This window comes from Aeromonas sp. 25-248 (assembly GCF_053005425.1).
Genome location: NZ_JBRKTB010000002.1, coordinates 351,279 through 366,991, shown reverse-complemented (window position 1 = coordinate 366,991; position 15,713 = coordinate 351,279). Strand labels below are relative to the sequence as shown.

The 15,713-nt window shown below is 62.1% G+C and carries 12 protein-coding genes, 3 tRNA genes and 1 other RNA gene; 12 read left to right on the top strand and 4 right to left on the bottom strand.

Annotation, left to right across the window (positions count from 1 at the left end; translation table 11 throughout):
- Positions 1-238 precede the first annotated feature (238 nt).
- From hcp1 to dauA, 4 genes are all read right to left on the bottom strand, one after another.
- Positions 239-757 (bottom strand): type VI secretion system effector Hcp1, encoded by a 519-nt coding sequence (hcp1, locus tag ACVDHI_RS05120; RefSeq protein WP_042015720.1) that lies wholly within the window; start codon positions 755-757, stop codon positions 239-241.
- A gap of 369 nt (positions 758-1,126) precedes the next feature.
- Positions 1,127-1,255, bottom strand: a non-coding RNA gene (locus tag ACVDHI_RS05115) — RtT sRNA.
- A gap of 224 nt (positions 1,256-1,479) precedes the next feature.
- Positions 1,480-1,567: transfer RNA gene (locus ACVDHI_RS05110), tRNA-Ser, on the bottom strand.
- Between the two features lie 270 nt (positions 1,568-1,837).
- Positions 1,838-3,574, bottom strand: coding sequence for a C4-dicarboxylic acid transporter DauA (gene dauA / locus ACVDHI_RS05105; protein WP_447211791.1), 1,737 nt, complete (start codon positions 3,572-3,574; stop codon positions 1,838-1,840).
- Positions 3,575-4,041: 467 nt separating this feature from the next.
- Between dauA and ACVDHI_RS05100 the strand changes: the two genes are divergently transcribed.
- The 12 genes from ACVDHI_RS05100 (at position 4,042) to ACVDHI_RS05045 (ending at position 15,705) form a co-directional block, all read left to right on the top strand.
- A tRNA-Asn gene (locus tag ACVDHI_RS05100) sits at positions 4,042-4,117 on the top strand.
- 2 nt (positions 4,118-4,119) lie between these two features.
- A tRNA-Asn gene (locus ACVDHI_RS05095) sits at positions 4,120-4,195 on the top strand.
- Between the two features lie 173 nt (positions 4,196-4,368).
- Positions 4,369-5,379 carry an AraC family transcriptional regulator gene (locus tag ACVDHI_RS05090; RefSeq protein WP_167825141.1) on the top strand — a complete coding sequence of 337 codons (1,011 nt, stop codon included), beginning with the start codon at positions 4,369-4,371 and terminating at the stop codon, positions 5,377-5,379.
- A gap of 309 nt (positions 5,380-5,688) precedes the next feature.
- The gene (locus ACVDHI_RS05085) at positions 5,689-6,528 is read left to right on the top strand and encodes an oxidoreductase (protein WP_039038935.1); all 840 of its coding nucleotides are present in this window, start codon (positions 5,689-5,691) and stop codon (positions 6,526-6,528) included.
- 350 nt (positions 6,529-6,878) lie between these two features.
- Complete coding sequence (locus ACVDHI_RS05080; protein ID WP_447211790.1) at positions 6,879-8,315, top strand: circularly permuted type 2 ATP-grasp protein; 1,437 nt, start codon at positions 6,879-6,881, stop codon at positions 8,313-8,315.
- On the top strand, positions 8,309-9,235 hold the full coding sequence (locus ACVDHI_RS05075) for an alpha-E domain-containing protein (RefSeq protein ID WP_447211789.1): 927 nt from the start codon (positions 8,309-8,311) through the stop codon (positions 9,233-9,235). The genes ACVDHI_RS05080 and ACVDHI_RS05075 overlap by 7 nt, the downstream gene beginning before the upstream one ends.
- Positions 9,232-10,032, top strand: coding sequence for a transglutaminase family protein (locus tag ACVDHI_RS05070; protein ID WP_322146512.1), 801 nt, complete (start codon positions 9,232-9,234; stop codon positions 10,030-10,032). Before ACVDHI_RS05075 ends, ACVDHI_RS05070 begins: the two co-directional genes overlap by 4 nt.
- Positions 10,033-10,063: 31 nt before the next feature.
- The gene (locus ACVDHI_RS05065) at positions 10,064-10,765 is read left to right on the top strand and encodes a peptidase (protein WP_128345214.1); all 702 of its coding nucleotides are present in this window, start codon (positions 10,064-10,066) and stop codon (positions 10,763-10,765) included.
- An 82-nt stretch (positions 10,766-10,847) separates the two neighbouring features.
- Positions 10,848-11,333, top strand: coding sequence for a YqhA family protein (locus ACVDHI_RS05060; protein ID WP_010674393.1), 486 nt, complete (start codon positions 10,848-10,850; stop codon positions 11,331-11,333).
- 118 nt (positions 11,334-11,451) lie between these two features.
- Entirely contained in the window at positions 11,452-11,901 is a 450-nt protein-coding gene (locus ACVDHI_RS05055) for a hypothetical protein (RefSeq protein WP_279986461.1), read from the top strand.
- A 4-nt stretch (positions 11,902-11,905) separates the two neighbouring features.
- The gene (locus ACVDHI_RS05050) at positions 11,906-14,866 is read left to right on the top strand and encodes a YncE family protein (RefSeq protein WP_447211788.1); all 2,961 of its coding nucleotides are present in this window, start codon (positions 11,906-11,908) and stop codon (positions 14,864-14,866) included.
- Positions 14,866-15,705 carry an FTR1 family iron permease gene (locus ACVDHI_RS05045; protein ID WP_128345219.1) on the top strand — a complete coding sequence of 280 codons (840 nt, stop codon included), beginning with the start codon at positions 14,866-14,868 and terminating at the stop codon, positions 15,703-15,705. Before ACVDHI_RS05050 ends, ACVDHI_RS05045 begins: the two co-directional genes overlap by 1 nt.
- Positions 15,706-15,713: the final 8 nt, after the last annotated feature.

Here is a 15,713-nt window from a genome sequence, read left to right as displayed (position 1 = left end):
CATCAAGCCATGTGAGAGCTTCGCCATCGCCTGGATTTTTCTTTCACCATGGCTGCCGCACGCCCTTGACGGCGTGCGGCAAGACGTAAACTCGGATTTTTTCTTGCACCCGCTCACACCAGGCAAACGGACAGAAGAAAAAACGCGTGGGTTGAAAAATCGGAAATACGGTCTCCGGGCAGGTTGTCCTTGCAGAGACGATAAAAGGGCACCGCAAGCAGTGCCCTTTGGCTCGGAATTACGCTTCGATCGGCGCGCGCCAGTCATCCGCACCAGAGGTGCCGGCAACGGTGTGCTCCCAGTCGATCTTGCGGTAGGCCATGGAGACCTGGATCAGCTGGGTGAAGTCGGACTTCGCCGGATCCTGGCAGTGGGGCATCTGGCAGTCGATGTCGACGATGGTGGCATCGGTCAGCACAGTGCTGAAGAAGTGCTCCTGCTTGCCCTCGACGGAGGTGCGGTACCACTTCAGGGTCACTTTCGGCAGCATCTCGCCGGAGGCCAGGGAGTTGTACATCAGCGGCACGGCCTTGTTCAGGGCAACGGTGAACTTGAACGGCTTGTGGACACGCTGACCCGCCGGCTGGCCGGATTGCGGATCGGTCGGTACGGTGACGACGTGCTGGAACTCTTGTACCAGCATCTCGTCTTCATGGCCCTGCACGAAGATGTTGCCGACGGAATCGGAGGTGAAAGCACCGGCAGTGATGTTGCCCTGGGTTTGACCTTCGATGCTGATATAACATGGAGTTGGCATGGAATTGCTCCTGATGGTTGAACGGTTATGACACTCGTCCGAATCCGTTAGCAGTGACCATGCCAATACATTTTTTTGTTTTAAAACAAATAGTTGAATAGAAAACCGATTCGCGCACCCACACCATGACGCAACAAGTTGCGCAATCAATGCATTTACCCATTAAACCTTGCACATGCAGCATAAATGACTGGTGTGAATGCAACATATTGCGCGTGGCGGAGTTTATCTCTGCCTTCAAGCTGCTTCCCCAAACCTGGCCAGCGGCATCTCCGCTTCGCCTGCGAGCCACTCCCATCACAGACATGACCAGATTGTCGCCAACTAAAACAAAAGGGCCTGTCTCGCGACAGGCCCTTTTGCTTTAGTTGGCTGTATGGGCGGGATGATTCACCGCTGCGTGGCTCACCCCTTCGGGGCGGCCTGCAGCCGTTCATCCCGGCAAGCTGCTCTGCTCGAACCCGGCGAGGGTTCTCACCCCCCCTCTTCGAGATGAGCTGATGACGCCTCCCCAAAGCAAAAAAACCGACCATAAGGTCGGTTTTAACATCTGAGGATGGGTCGGGATTGACTCGCGCCGTCCCTGGCGCTCGCCCTGCGGGCGGCCTCTGGCCGTCCATGCGGGCTATCCTGCCCGCCTGTCGAACCAGGGCCCGAACCAAGCCGCCCGTCACCGGATAAAACAAAAAGCCCCGTCTTTCGACGGGGCTTTTTGTTTTATTTGGCGGTGAGGGAGGGATTCGAACCCTCGATACGTTGCCGTATACACACTTTCCAGGCGTGCTCCTTCAGCCACTCGGACACCTCACCAAATTTTTACTTCTTTGAAGTGGCTTTCGGAGCACGTAAACGTGCATCTTGCCGACTTCGTCGGTGGGCAGCCACTCGGACACCGCACCCAATTTTGGTCTGTGCTTTAACGTGTTCAGCCAACACGAATTCGCTGCGCCGTTGCGCTGGAACGGGGCGTAATGTAAGGGATAGGCGCGAGGCGGTCAATGCAATTTTTTATCTTTTGCCACTGTTTGCTCAATAAGCGAACCAAGTGACTAAAAATATGCCATTTCCTATCCCTTTCCATCAATTTTCAACCTCTTCGTGCAAATGTTCTCCTCGAATCGCCTCTTCCAGCGAACCGTAGAACTCCAGCTCTCCCGGCACCGGACGCACCTTGGCCCGCGCCAGGGTCTTGAGGGGCTGGAATTGCAATTCAGCCACCTTGAGACGGACCCCCGCCTTGGCCATGCGTTTTGCGAACTGCTGGAAGGCGGTGAGACCGCCAGCATCCAGGATGGATACCGCCTCCATTTGCAGGATCAACTCCTTGTGGTCCTTCACCTGGGCAAGCAACTCGTCAAAGACCCGCTCGGCGGCGGCAAAGAACAGTGGCCCGTTGATCTTGTAGACAAGGGTCGAGGGGGACACCTCGCTGGCATAGCGTTTGTGAGCCGCCAGATTGTGCAGCCTGGTCATCTTGGCTATCTCGCGCATGAACAGCAAAGAGGCCAGGATCACCCCGAAGGTGATGGCGATGACCATGTCGAAGATGACGGTCAGCGACAGGCAGACCAGCAGCACCAGTACATCGGATTTGGGCGCCCGGCGCACCAGATCCACCACCTTGTGGGCCTCGCTCATGTTCCAGGCCACCAGCAGCAACAGGGCGGCCATGGCAGAGAGCGGCAACCAGGAGAGCCAGGGAGCCAGCACCAGGATGGCAGCCAGCACCACCAGCGCATGGACAATACCGGAAATGGGCGAGGTGGCACCGGCCCGCACGTTGGCGGCGGAGCGCGCGATGGCGGCCGTCGCCGTGATGCCGCCGAAGAAGGGAGCCAGGATGTTGCCAAGGCCCTGCCCCACCAGCTCGCCGTTGGAGCTGTGCTTGCGACCCGTCATACCGTCCAGCACCACGGCGCAGAGCAGGGATTCGATGGCCCCCAGCATGGCCATGGAGAAGGCGGCGGGCAGCAGCCGCTCGATGGCGGCGAGATTCCACTCCACCGGCGCCCCGTCCGGCCCCGGCAGCGCCCAGGGCATCACCAGCGTCGGCGCGATGGGGGGAATACCCATGCCCTGACTGCCGTCGGCCAAGGTATAGCTGAACTTGCTGCCGATGGTGGCGACGTCCACCCCGAACTGGTGCAGACCAAACCCGAGCCCCACCCCCACCAGCACGGCGGGCAGATGGCCGGGGACCGGCAGGCGCAATCTCGGCCAGAACAGCAGCACCGCCAGCGTCGCCACCCCGACGAGGGTGTCCCCCCACTGCCAGCTTGGCAGGGCATGGGCCAGCGCCTGTACCTTGCCCAGATAGGTTTCCGGCATCTCCACGACCTGCAGGCCGAAGAAATCCTTGATCTGCAGGGTGGCGATGACGATGGCGATACCACCGGTGAACCCCAGGGTCACCGAGGGGGGAATGTACTCGATGAGGCGCCCGAGGCGCGCCATGCCCATGGCCACCAGGAAACAGCCCGAGATGAGAGTGGCCATCAACAAGCCGCCCACGCCGAATTGCTGGGCCACCGGGTAGAGGATCACCACGAAGGCGGCGGTGGGGCCCGAAATGGAGAAGCGGGATCCCCCGGTCACGGCGATGACGATGCCGGCGATGATGGCGGTATAGAGCCCGTGCTGGGGCGGCACCCCACTGGCGATGGCCAGTGCCATGGCAAGGGGAATGGCGATGATGCCGACCGTGATGCCGGCGATGAGGTCGCGGCCAAAGCGCGCCACGCTGTAGGGTTCGTCAATGCAGGATTGGCGCAATGCGATGGCCAGCTTCACGCCTTGTAAGGAAGCTTGATTGTGCATGTCTAGGGTAATACCAGAAGAGGGAGACAAAGGCCGGGGTGAACCGGCACCCGATCATCATCAAGGGCCGGCAGAGCTGTCGACGCGGCGATGGTATCGAAGGCAACCATACCCGACCCGGCCAGATAATTCGATGGGCAGGATCAAGAAATGGCCATGAGCGCGCAATATTGTCGGTGACACCCCGAATATCAACGCCGTTTCCCGCCACGGCAGGTTTCCCCGGGCACGGTACTCTGCGGATGAACGACATCACGCCTCCTCCTGGCAGTAGGCGGGAATCAGGATACCAAGCAGGCACAACCCGACCGAAGGCGCGATCTCAAGCTCCTGATTGTGCTGAAAATAGTCCGCGCTGCCCAAGTTTTGGGCAAACGGGCCAAAAAGCCATTTTTTACGCCGACAGGCGGGTTGACACCCGGGAGATGGGCCATTAATATCCGCCCCGTCTCGACGAGACAGGCCATTCCTCCTTAGTTCAGTCGGTAGAACGGCGGACTGTTAATCCGTATGTCACTGGTTCAAGTCCAGTAGGAGGAGCCAATTCCCTCGTAGTTCAGTCGGTAGAACGGCGGACTGTTAATCCGTATGTCACAGGTTCAAGTCCTGTCGAGGGAGCCATATTCCATGCCTCAAAGGCCCGATCGCAAGATCGGGCCTTTTTGTTTTGCCTGTCTCTGGCATCCAATGCCACCACATTGGCGCCTTTTGCATGTCAATGCTCTCGCCCTGCCCCCTATACTGGTCCTCATTCCGCTAGCACTGACTTCACCTCGCACGGCAAAGGCGCACGCATGGCACACAAATCTCACTTTTCCCTGGACGTCGGATGGCAGCTACTGCTCAAAGACCTTGGCCTGCCATCCAGGCATGTCTTGCGCAGGGCACTGCTGCCGGAAGACACGTTGTCGCGCGAGAATCATGGGTTGACCACCGATGAGTATTTCCGTTTCTGGCGGGCGCTGGAGCAGGAAGCCAATGACGTCCTGTTTCCCTTGCGGCTCATCGAGACCGTTTCCAGCGAAGTCTTCAGTCCCCCCTTGTTTGCCGCCCTGTGCAGCCCGGATCTGATGCGGGCTGTCCAGCGGCTGGCCAAATACAAGGCGCTCGTTGCCCCCATGAGCCTCGAGATCTCGGTAGGCTCCTGGGGAGAGATGACGCTCTCCCCTCGCTGGCAAGGAGGGCACACCGAGGTCCCGGTCTCCCTGCAGGTGGTGGAACTCGCCTTCTTTGTCCGACTGGCACAGATCGCCACACGTGAGGCGATCTGTGCCGTGCGAGTGACACTGCCTGCGCTCCCTGCTGGAAAGGCACTGCAGCGCTACGAGCGCTTCTTCGGCACCGCCATCACACTTGGAACCCATGCCAGCATTACGTTTTCTGCCGTGGACGTGCTGCGCCCCTTTCTCACGAGCAACGAGGGGATGTGGCGAGCCTTCGAGCCCGAGCTGCGTCGCCAGTTGTGCGAAATGGACTCTGCCGCCACCACGGCGGAGCGGGTGCATGCCGTTCTGCTCGAGCTCTTGCCAAGCAACTCGGCCACCATTGAGGTGGCGGCAAGTCGCCTGGGCATGAGCAAGAGAACCCTGCAACGCCGGCTGGAAGAGGAAGGGGAAAACTTTCGAGCCCTGGTCAGCGAGACGCGAAGAAGGCTCGCCTGCCACTACCTTGAGCACACAACCCTGTCTGGAGGGGAGATAGCCTTTCTGCTTGGCTTCGAAGATCCCAACTCCTTCTACCGCGCATTCCAGGATTGGACCGGGCGGACGCTGGAAAGCACTCGCCAGTCATATCGATTCAACTGAGGTCAGCCTCATGACCACCCATATCAATCCCGTCGCGTGCTGCTCGCCGGGGCCACCTTCGCCGTCGCTGGCAGCCGGGAGGCATTTAGCGCCGTCGACTTCACGGCCAATCTGGCCGCCGCCAGGGCCGCGGTCAAGGACGGTGATCGCCGCACAGGCTGACTCGAAAGCAATAGGGATGGCGCAGTTCGATGGCGTCATGGCGCCGTTTGCCAGAACCATGGCATCACGGGTCGGATATGGTATCGATACCGCAGGCAAGCCGATTCTGGACTCGCATGCGATTCATTTTGCTCAAGGATCTTCCATATGAACTCAAACGTTGTGCTCGTCACCGGCGCCTCCTCCGGTATCGGAGCGGCCACCGCCATGAAACTGAAGGCTCTAGGATTCACCGTGTATGCCGCAGCGCGGCGCATCGAACGCATGCAATGCCTGACAGACGCGGGGATCCGCGTCATCGCCATGGATGTGACCCAGGATGCATCTATGCAGGCAGGAGTTGAGAGAATCATCACCGAAACCGGCAAGATCGACGTACTGGTCAACAATGCCGGGTATGGCTCCTACGGCTCGGTTGAAGAAGTCTCTCTCGAGGAGGGTCGCACCCAGTTTGACGTCAATGTGTTTGGCGCCGTTCGCCTCATCCAGCTGGTGCTGCCCCACATGCGCGCCCGACAGACTGGCACCATAGTCAACATCACCTCCATGGGCGGCAAGATCCACACCCCGCTAGGAGCCTGGTACCACGGAACCAAGTTCGCACTGGAGGCCATCAGCGATTGCCTTCGCATGGAGGTGGAACCCTTTGGCATCAATGTAGTAGTGGTAGAACCGGGTGGCATCAAGACCGAGTGGGCCGACATTGCCGCGCAAAAACTGCGCGAGGTCTCCGGCGAGGGGCCTTATGGTCACCAGGCCCTCCCCATGGGGGAGTCCATGATCGGACGCGCCAGCCGCCAGCGCCAGTCCCCGCCGGAACTCATCGCGGATACCATCGCCAAGGCGGTCCAGACCCGTCGCCCCAAGACCCGCTATGCCGTTGGTTTTGGGGCCAGGCCGATGATCTTCCTGCGCCGCTTGTTGCCGGATCGTGCATTTGACCGCTTCATGCGCCTTGCTACAGGGATCCCGCACCAACGCGGCTGACCCAGTCCACCGACACCTCACCCAGGATAGGCTTGCGCCTGAAAGCCCGGCCATCGGTCGGGTTCTTTCTTATCCCCCTGCCCCACCTCGGGGCAAGGGCGCTCGCCTTCCGCCCCCGCATCCCGATGCGCCCGTCCCTTGCCCTCATGGCCTGTTGCCACAAGATGGCGCAGGCTTACCCTCTATGGGGTACCACTCTGGTGCGCCCTGCCTTGACCCTTGATGACATAAAAGTCATCCATATGATTTTTCGATAAAAAATTACTGACACTGGCCTCGATAGCGACTCAATTGGCTGGCACAGCCCTTGCACTTTGTGGTGTACGCAGGGACGTCACAAGGAGTTGCCTATGCTGCCCATCAAGCCCCCCGGACCCGGTTGTTACGACGAGATGCTGCTCACCGACAACCAGTTTCGCGATCATTACCACGCCTACCTCTCGTGGCTGCACCAGACCGACGAGAAGAGCATAGAGCGCAAGCGTGAAGAGGCCGACCTGCTGTTTCACCGGGTCGGCATCACCTTCAACGTCTACGGAGACGGGGACGGCGCCGAGCGCCTCATCCCGTTCGACAGCATTCCCCGCATCATTCCCGCCCGGGAGTGGCAACATCTGGACAAGGGGATCCGCCAGCGCGTCACCGCCCTCAATGCCTTTCTGCACGACATCTATCACGATCAGCGCATCCTGAAGGCGGGGGTGATCCCGGCTGCCCAGATCCTCACCAATGCCCAGTACCAGCCCTGCATGCAGGGGGTCGACCTGCACCGGGACACCTATGTCCACATCACCGGGGTCGACATCATCCGCAACCACGACGGTGAGTACTATGTGCTGGAGGACAACCTGCGCACCCCCTCCGGGGTCTCCTACATGCTGGAGAACCGCAAGATGATGATGCGCCTCTTCCCGGAGCTGTTTCACAACCAGCCCATCGCCCCGGTGGAGCGCTACCCGGCCCTGTTGCTGCAGACCCTGCGCGAGAGCAGCCCGGTGGACAACCCCTGCGTGGTGGTGATGACTCCAGGACGCTTCAACAGCGCCTACTTCGAGCACAGCTTCCTCGCCCAGCAGATGGGGGTGGAGCTGGTGGAGAGCGCGGATCTGGTGGTCAAGGATGGTCAGGTGCTGATGCGCACCACCACGGGGCTGAAAAGGGTGGATGTCATCTATCGCCGCATCGACGACGACTTCCTCGATCCCCTCGCCTTCAACCCGGACTCCCTCATCGGCGTGCCCGGGCTGCTCTCGGTCTACCGCGCCGGCGGCGTGGTGCTGGCCAATGCCATCGGCACCGGGGTGGCGGATGACAAGTCCATCTACCCCTATGTGCCGGAGATGATCCGCTTCTATCTGGGGGAAGATCCCATTCTCAACAACGTGCCCACCTGGCAGTGCCGCGAGCCGGCTGCCCTCTCCCACGTGCTGGCCAATCTGGAGGAGCTGGTGGTCAAGGAGGTCCATGGCGCCGGCGGATACGGCATGCTCATCGGCCCCTGCGCCAGTCGCGAGGAGCTGGCCCGTTTTCGCGAACTGCTCAAGGCTCGGCCCGACAACTACATCGCCCAGCCGACCCTCTCCCTCTCCACCTGCCCGACCTTCGTCGACGCCGGCATCGCCCCCCGCCACATCGACCTGCGCCCCTTCGTTCTCACGGGGCAGGAGCTGCGCCTGGTACCGGGCGGCCTGACCCGGGTCGCCCTCACCGAAGGCTCCCTGGTGGTCAACTCCTCCCAGGGTGGTGGCACCAAGGACACCTGGGTCATGGAGGGCAGCCCATGCTGAGCCGCACCGCAAGCGAACTTTACTGGATGTCCCGCCACCTGGAGCGGGCGGAGAACACGGCGCGCATGCTGGACGTCACCCAGACCATGTCGCTGATGCCCTCCATCGACGCCGATCACAGCGAGCTGGTGGCGCCCCTCACCATCAGCGGCACTCACGAGCCCTTCCTGGCCCGCTACGGCCAGGTGAACATGGAGAACCTGCTGCAATTTTTCTGCTTCGACGAGGAGAACCCGAGCAGCATCTTCAGCTGTCTGCGCATGGCCAGGGACAACGCCCACGCCGTGCGGGGCAAGATCCCCGGTGAGGTGTGGGAGAGCATCAACGCCGCCTGGATAGAGATCCGCCGGCGCCGCCAGGCGGGCCTCTCCAGCGGCCAGGCCCAGGAGTTCTTCGACTGGATCAAGGAGCGCTCCCACCAGTTTCGCGGCGCCACCTATGGCACCATCATGCGCGGTGACGTGCTCTGGTTCCTGCGCCTTGGTACCTTCATCGAGCGGGCCGACAACACGGCACGCATCCTGACCGTGAAGTATCAGGTGATCCGGGAGGACGAGGACAGCGTGCGCGAGTTCTACCGCTGGAACGCCCTGTTGCGGTCAGTAGGCGCTTACGAGGCCCACCAGACCCTCTACAAGACGCTCTCCCATGCCTCCATCGCCGAGCTGCTGATCCTGCGCAATGACGTGCCGCGCTCCCTGCGGGCCTGCCTCGACGAGATGGAGCTGATCCTGGCCCAGATCGAGGGCAACGCCGGTCAGACGCCCCGGCGCCTGACCACCATACTCAACGCCCATCTGACCTATGGCGCCATCGACGATGTCTTTGCCCTCGGCATGCAGGAGTACCTGAGTGATTTCCTCAGCGACATCAGCGCCATCGGCCAGAGCATCCACGCCGCCTACCTGGAGGTATTATGAGACTCATCATCGATCACCAGACCCGCTACCACTATGCCGACGTGGTGCGCCGCAGCACCCAGTACCTGCGCCTGACTCCCCACAGCACGGCTCGCCAGCAGATCCTCTCCTGGGAGCTGGAGCTGCCGGGGGAGGCCACCTGCACCACGGACGGTTACGGCAACATACTGCACGTGCTGAGCCTGGAGTCCCCCCACGAGGGGATCCTGATCCGCGCCCACGGGGAGGTGGAGATCTGCGACGACGCCCCGGAAGATGAGGAGTCCTCCCTCATCTCTCCCCTGAGCTACCTGAGGCCCACCCCCCTCACCCGCCCGACCCCGGCCCTGCAGGATCTCGCGAAGGCCTGCCTGCCAGAGGAGCCGACCCTGGCCGACTTGCAGAGCCTGATGGCACGCATCCTGGTGCTGATGCCCTATCAACCTGGCAGCACGGATGCCACCTTCAGCGCCGACGAGGCACTTGCTTCGGGCAGCGGCGTCTGTCAGGACCACACCCACGTCTTCCTGACCTGCTGCCGCCACGCCGGCCTGCCGGCCCGGTACGTGAGCGGTTACCTCTACAGCCAGGACAACAGCCACGTGGCGATGCACGCCTGGGCCGAGGTGTGGATCGAGGAGCGCTGGCACACGTTCGACGTCACCAACCTCACCAGCTCCACCAGTGAGCACCTCAAGCTCGCGGTCGGCATGGATTATCTGGATGCCTGTCCGGTGCGCGGCGTGCGCTATGGCGGCGGGTGCGAACAGTTGCAGAGCCTGGCGCAGGTGACCCGCCTGGATGGACAGCAGCAATGAAGACCGGGAGAGTCCTGGCGGGAGTGCGGTCATGACCTATTGCGTCGCCATGTGCCTGCAAGACGGCATGGTGTTTGCGTCCGATTCGCGCACCAATGCGGGGGTGGATCACATCGCCACCTTCCGCAAATTGCACCTCTTCACCCGGGAGGACAGGGTGATAGTGCTGCAAAGCGCGGGCAATCTGGCCACCACCCAGAGCGTCATCAGCCTGCTGACGGAGGGGCAGGAGCTCCTTGCCCTCCCCAGCCTCTACGAGGCTGCCGCCCTCATCGGCCAGACCATACGCACCGTCATCAGCCGGGATGGGGGTCAGCAGCAGGGCCATATCAACTTCGGCTGCAACATCCTGCTGGGGGGGCAGATCCGGGGGGAGCGCCACCGCCTGTTCCACATCTACCCGGAGGGCAACTTCATCGAGGCGAGCGCCGACACCCCCTACTTCCAGATTGGTGAGAGCAAGTACGGCAAGCCCATCATCGATCGCATCATCCACCATGAGACGCCGCTTCAGACCGCATTGCAGTGCGCCCTCATCTCCATCGACTCGACCCTGCGCAGCAATCTGTCCGTGGGCTTGCCTCTGGATGCCCTGGTCTATCACGAGGGCAGCTTCTCGGCGACGAACCAGCACCGCATCACCGAACAGAACCCCCATTTCATGGCGCTGAGAAAGGCCTGGGGCGAGGGGTTGCAGCAGTTGTTCCAGGGCCTGCCCACTTTCCCCCTCTAGGCCGGGCGGGAGGCGCCAAGGCGCTTTCCCGCTCCTTTCTTTCCGGATATTCTGGCTGCCTTCCTTCTCGATGGAGTTTCCCATGCGCCGCTTCAACGTCATGCTCAACGGCAGCCGGTTGATGATGTTCCCCTTCTATGTCTGCATCCTTATCTGTGTCGCCCTCCTGATGGTGAAGTTCGCCATGCAGCTCTATGTGCTGTGCCGCGACATCATCGACATCCACTACCTGGATCTCATCACGGGGGTACTCACCCTGGTGGACTTCGTGCTGGTGGCCCAGATGCTGATCCTGGTGGCCATCTGCGGCTACGTGCAGTTCATCAAGACCCCGGAGCAGCGAGCAGCCCTTGGCGACAACTGGCTCAGCAAGATCAACTTCGCGTCCCTCAAACTCATCGTCATCAACTCCCTGGTGACCATCGCTGGCATCGAGGTGCTCAAAGCCTTCCTCGACGACGGCACCGGCAACGAGATCGAGATGAAGTGGTCGGTCATCGTCTTCCTCGCCTTCTCCACCGCGGCACTTATCTATGCGGTGACCGAGCGGCTGGCGGAGCACAAATAGGACCCGATGCCATTCAGGGTCTATTCATCAAGAGCCGAATTGATAACTCTTTTCATTACCCTTACTGCATTGTAAACTTGCTCGCCCCGGGCTGAACCGCCCGGGAGCTGGAGCACCCATGACGAGTCTTTCCCTCTCACCACGACAATGCTGGCAGTGGCTGGCCTATCACCATCAGGCGGCCGAGGGTGCCCTTTATCTGATGTTTTTCTCCGGTCTGCTGCTGTGGGAACCCCTGACGCCGACCTGGTCCCTGGCGCGCTGGAACCTGTTTTTGCACGTCGCCCTCTCGCTCACCCTGTTCCCTTTGCTGTTTGGCGCCTTCTGGCTCTCCCATCGCAGCCTGCTGCGCAAGAGCCGCAAGCCTTTTCTGCGCACCACCGGGCGCATCATCGAAGCCTTGCTGCTGGTCTGTCTGGCCAGCGGACTGGTGCTGGTGCTGCGCGGCACCCCGGGGGACAGCCTCGGCAACCTTGCCAGCTGGGCCCACTGGCTGAGCGCCCTCGCGTTGACGCCCCTGGTGCTGCGCCACGCCTGGCGCTGGACCATCTTGAAATGGCGCACCTGATCTTATGTTGAAGTTGTTGTTATCCCTGATGTTGGCCGCCCTGCTGCTGGGGACCGCCTCGGCCCGGGAGATGGGCGCCGCCATGATTGCCTATGACGAGGGGAGCGCCCCGCGCCTCGTCACCGCCAACCAGAGTGCCGGCTCCGTCACCCTGCTCGAGCGTGGCACTGGCAAGCGCCTCAACGAGGTGCAGCTGGGGGGCGACCTGCGCCAGCTGGCCCGCGCCGATGACGGCACCCTGCTGGTCACCGATTACAGCGGCGATCGCCTGCTGCTCTTGGATGATGATCTCGACCTGGACAAGGCGATCCCCACCGGCCATAGACCCTACGGCGTCATCTTCGATCCCAAGCGGCGCTGGTTCTGGGTCACGCTGTTCGAATCCGCTCGCCTGCAGGCCTATGACAGGGCGGGCAACCTCCAGCTGGATGCAAAAACCGCCGAGACTCCCCGCGGGCTGGCACTGACCGACGACGATCGCCTGCTGCTCACCCACGCCATGACAGGCCAGCTCGCCATCTATGATCTTGCCAAGCTTGAGAAGGACGCTACCCTCCCCAAGCCCAAGCTCATCACCCTGGCGGAAACCCACAGCGATACCCCGAGCGACTCCCAGGGATTGCCGCGCCTGCTGGACGGCATCGCCCTCTCCCCCGATGGCAGCGAAGCCTGGCTGCCCCATGTGCTCTGGAGTTTCGACCACCCCTTCCAGTTTCAGAGCACCGTCTTTCCGGCCGTCTCCATCATCGATCTCGATGAAGAGAAGGAGCGGGTCGATGAAAGAAAGCAGCTCTTCTTGCAGATCAACCTGCCCAGCGTCGGCAACCGCAGCCAGATCGTCTCCAACCCGTTCGCGGCGCGCTTCGCCGCCGATGGCAAGCGGGTCTACCTGACCCTGGCGGGTTCCGAAGACTTGCTGGTGTTCGACCTGTCGCGCAGCGGCAAGCAGAACAGCAACCGCCACCGCCGCAAGAAGTTTCAGGGGGGCGCCAAGGCGACCCAGCTCCTTCGCCACCTGCCGGGTCAGAATCCGCGCGATCTGCTGATCGATGGCGACCACATCCTGGTGCACAACGTCATGGGGCAGGATCTCACCCGTCTCAACACCGGCGGCAGCGGCCCCTTCGCCCGGGTCACGGTGGATGTGCCCCACTTCGCCAAACTGGTAGAGACGGATCCCCGCCCCGAGCCGCTTCAGCGCGGCGAGCGGTTGTTCAACCTGGGCAACACTGCCGCCAACAGCCGCTTCCCCATGGCGGGGGACAACTGGATGAGCTGCAACTCCTGCCATCTGGACGGGTTCAACTTCACCAACCGCTATCTGATGGCGGCCCATCGCCAGCAGAGCGGTGACAACGCCATCAACGGCCACGCCAACCTCGCCAACATGGTGGCGGGGGACTTTATCGGCGAATACCTGCGCATGACCCAGCAGACCCAGGGCGGCATGGGTCATGACACCCGCGATGGGGCCGATGCGGTTGACCCCGCGAGGCCCCAGCCCGAGGTGCAGGCGATGATGGAGGATCTGCACGCTTTCGTGACCAGTGATGGCAACCTCCCCTATCTGGCCAACTGGCTCAGGCTCGATGCCCCGCGCAGGGATCCTGCCAAGGCGCCGACCACTCACCCGAAGGAGTGGCTCAACTCCGCCTCCTGCCAGAACTGCCACCAACAGGCGTTCCAGGACTGGAGCGAGAGCAACCACCGGCTGATGGGCAACTCCCACCCCTACTACAAGGTGGTGCAGGCGCTGGCCCGCGAAACCGAGGGCGAAGCCTTCGGCCAGTGGTGCCAGGGCTGTCACATGCCCCAGCAGGTGATGAACGGCCAGACTGATCTGCCCAAGGGCTCCCACATGTTTGAGCGCGGTGGTGCCTCGCTGATCGCAGCACACCAGAAAGGCGAGCCCGTGGTGGAAGAAGGCACCGGCTGCGTGCTCTGCCATCGCATCACCAAGCTCGAGGATGCAGGCGGCAACAGCGCCTTTACGGTGAATCTGAAAGACCGCGAGAGCTATGTGTTCGAGGATGCCGCCGGTGGCAGCCTCCAGCACTGGCTGGCCGAGCGGCAGATCAACGCCCGCCCCGCCATGCACAAGGCCTCCTACCAGAAGGATTTCTACCGGGACGCGGCCCTGTGCAAGTCGTGCCACAACGAGTTTGCCCCGGGCACCGGCGCCAATATCGTCAACACCTGGGACGAGTGGGAAAAATCCAGCTTCGCCAAAGCCGAAGATCCCGCCAAGCGGCGCACCTGCATCGACTGCCACATGAACCCTACACCTGGCAACGGCGGCGCGCCGGTGGCGGGCCAGTCCACCGAAAACGGCACCGTGAAAGAGCGTCTCTATCGCCACAACTTTACCGGTGCCCAGCACCAGCTGGTGGGGCTGAGGAGTGCAACGCTCGAGCAGGAGAGCCTGGCGCTCTTGCGCTCCAGCGCCACCCTCTCGGCACGCATTGAAAACCAGAGTGGCCAACCTGCGCTGATAGTGAGAGTCGCCAATACCGGCGCCGGCCACGCCCTGCCCACCGGGGTCGCCGATTTCCGTGAACTCTGGCTGGAGCTGACCGTTACCGACGCCAGCGGCAAGTTGGTGCTTGAAAGCGGCCAGCCGGTGAACGGCGCCGTCCCTGAGGATGCGCGGCTATTTAGAAAAGTGTTCGGCGATGCCGAGGGCAAGCCGGTGGGGCTCAAGTTCTGGCGCTACGCCAAGCTCCTTGAAGACACCCGCATCCCGGCCGATGGCTGGCGCGATGAAGCCTGGCCGCTGCCGGCGGATGCCCAGGGCCCCTTCAAGGCCGATATCAGACTCAATTTCCGCACCTACCCCAAGTGGGTCAATGATGCGGTGCGCGCCGCCGAGCCGAGCTTGCCGGAGCCACCCATAGTGCAACTCAATCGGCTGCAACTGACCCTGCAGCCCCTCCCCCTCACGCCCGATACGGAGCCTCAATCCTGATGTTCGCAAGTTTTCTCATTACCCTGCGCGAGGGGCTGGAAGCCTTCCTGCTGGTCGGCATCTGCCTCTCCTACCTCGCCAAGCTGGGGGCGAGCCGCTACAACAAGTTCATCTATCTGGGGGTGGGCCTCGGTCTTATCGCCTCCCTTGTCGTCGCCTTCCTGTTCCAGGTGGTGGTGAGCCAGTTCGAGAGCGAGCGCTACAACCATTTGCTGATGGCGGGGATCCTGATGTTCGCCACCCTGGTGCTCACCTATATGGCTATCTGGATGCAAAAACAGGCCAAATCCCAGGTGGGGGCCATGACGGCGCGCATCGATGCCGCCATCGACGGTGGCAACCTGTTTGGTCTGGTACTGCTCGCCTTCCTGGCGGTGATGCGCGAAGGCTTTGAAACCGTGCTGTTCTTCTCGGCCCTGGTCTACTCCGGGCAAGGGGTGGATCTGCACCAGGGGCTGATGGGGGCGCTGGCGGGGCTGCTGGTCTCTGTGGTGCTGGTGTGGGGGCTGCTGCGCTCCACCCGCAAGGTGGCGCTGGCCCCCTTCTTCCGCTGGACCGGCCTGCTCATTATCATCATCGCCGCAGGCTTGCTCTCGTCCGCCGTCAACATGTTGCAGGCAGCGGACGTCATCACCTTCTGGACGACGCCTGTCTTCAACATCAGCCACATCCTCGACGATCAGGGGGTATTCGGCACCTTCCTGCGCGCCCTGTTTGGCTACAACGCCTCACCGGCCGGCCTGCAGTTGCTGACCTGGGCCGGCTACCTCATCATCTTTGTCACCCTCTGGCATCGCAGCTATCGCCCCCAGGGGAGCGCCGCCCCGACCAGGGGCTGAGCCCGGGG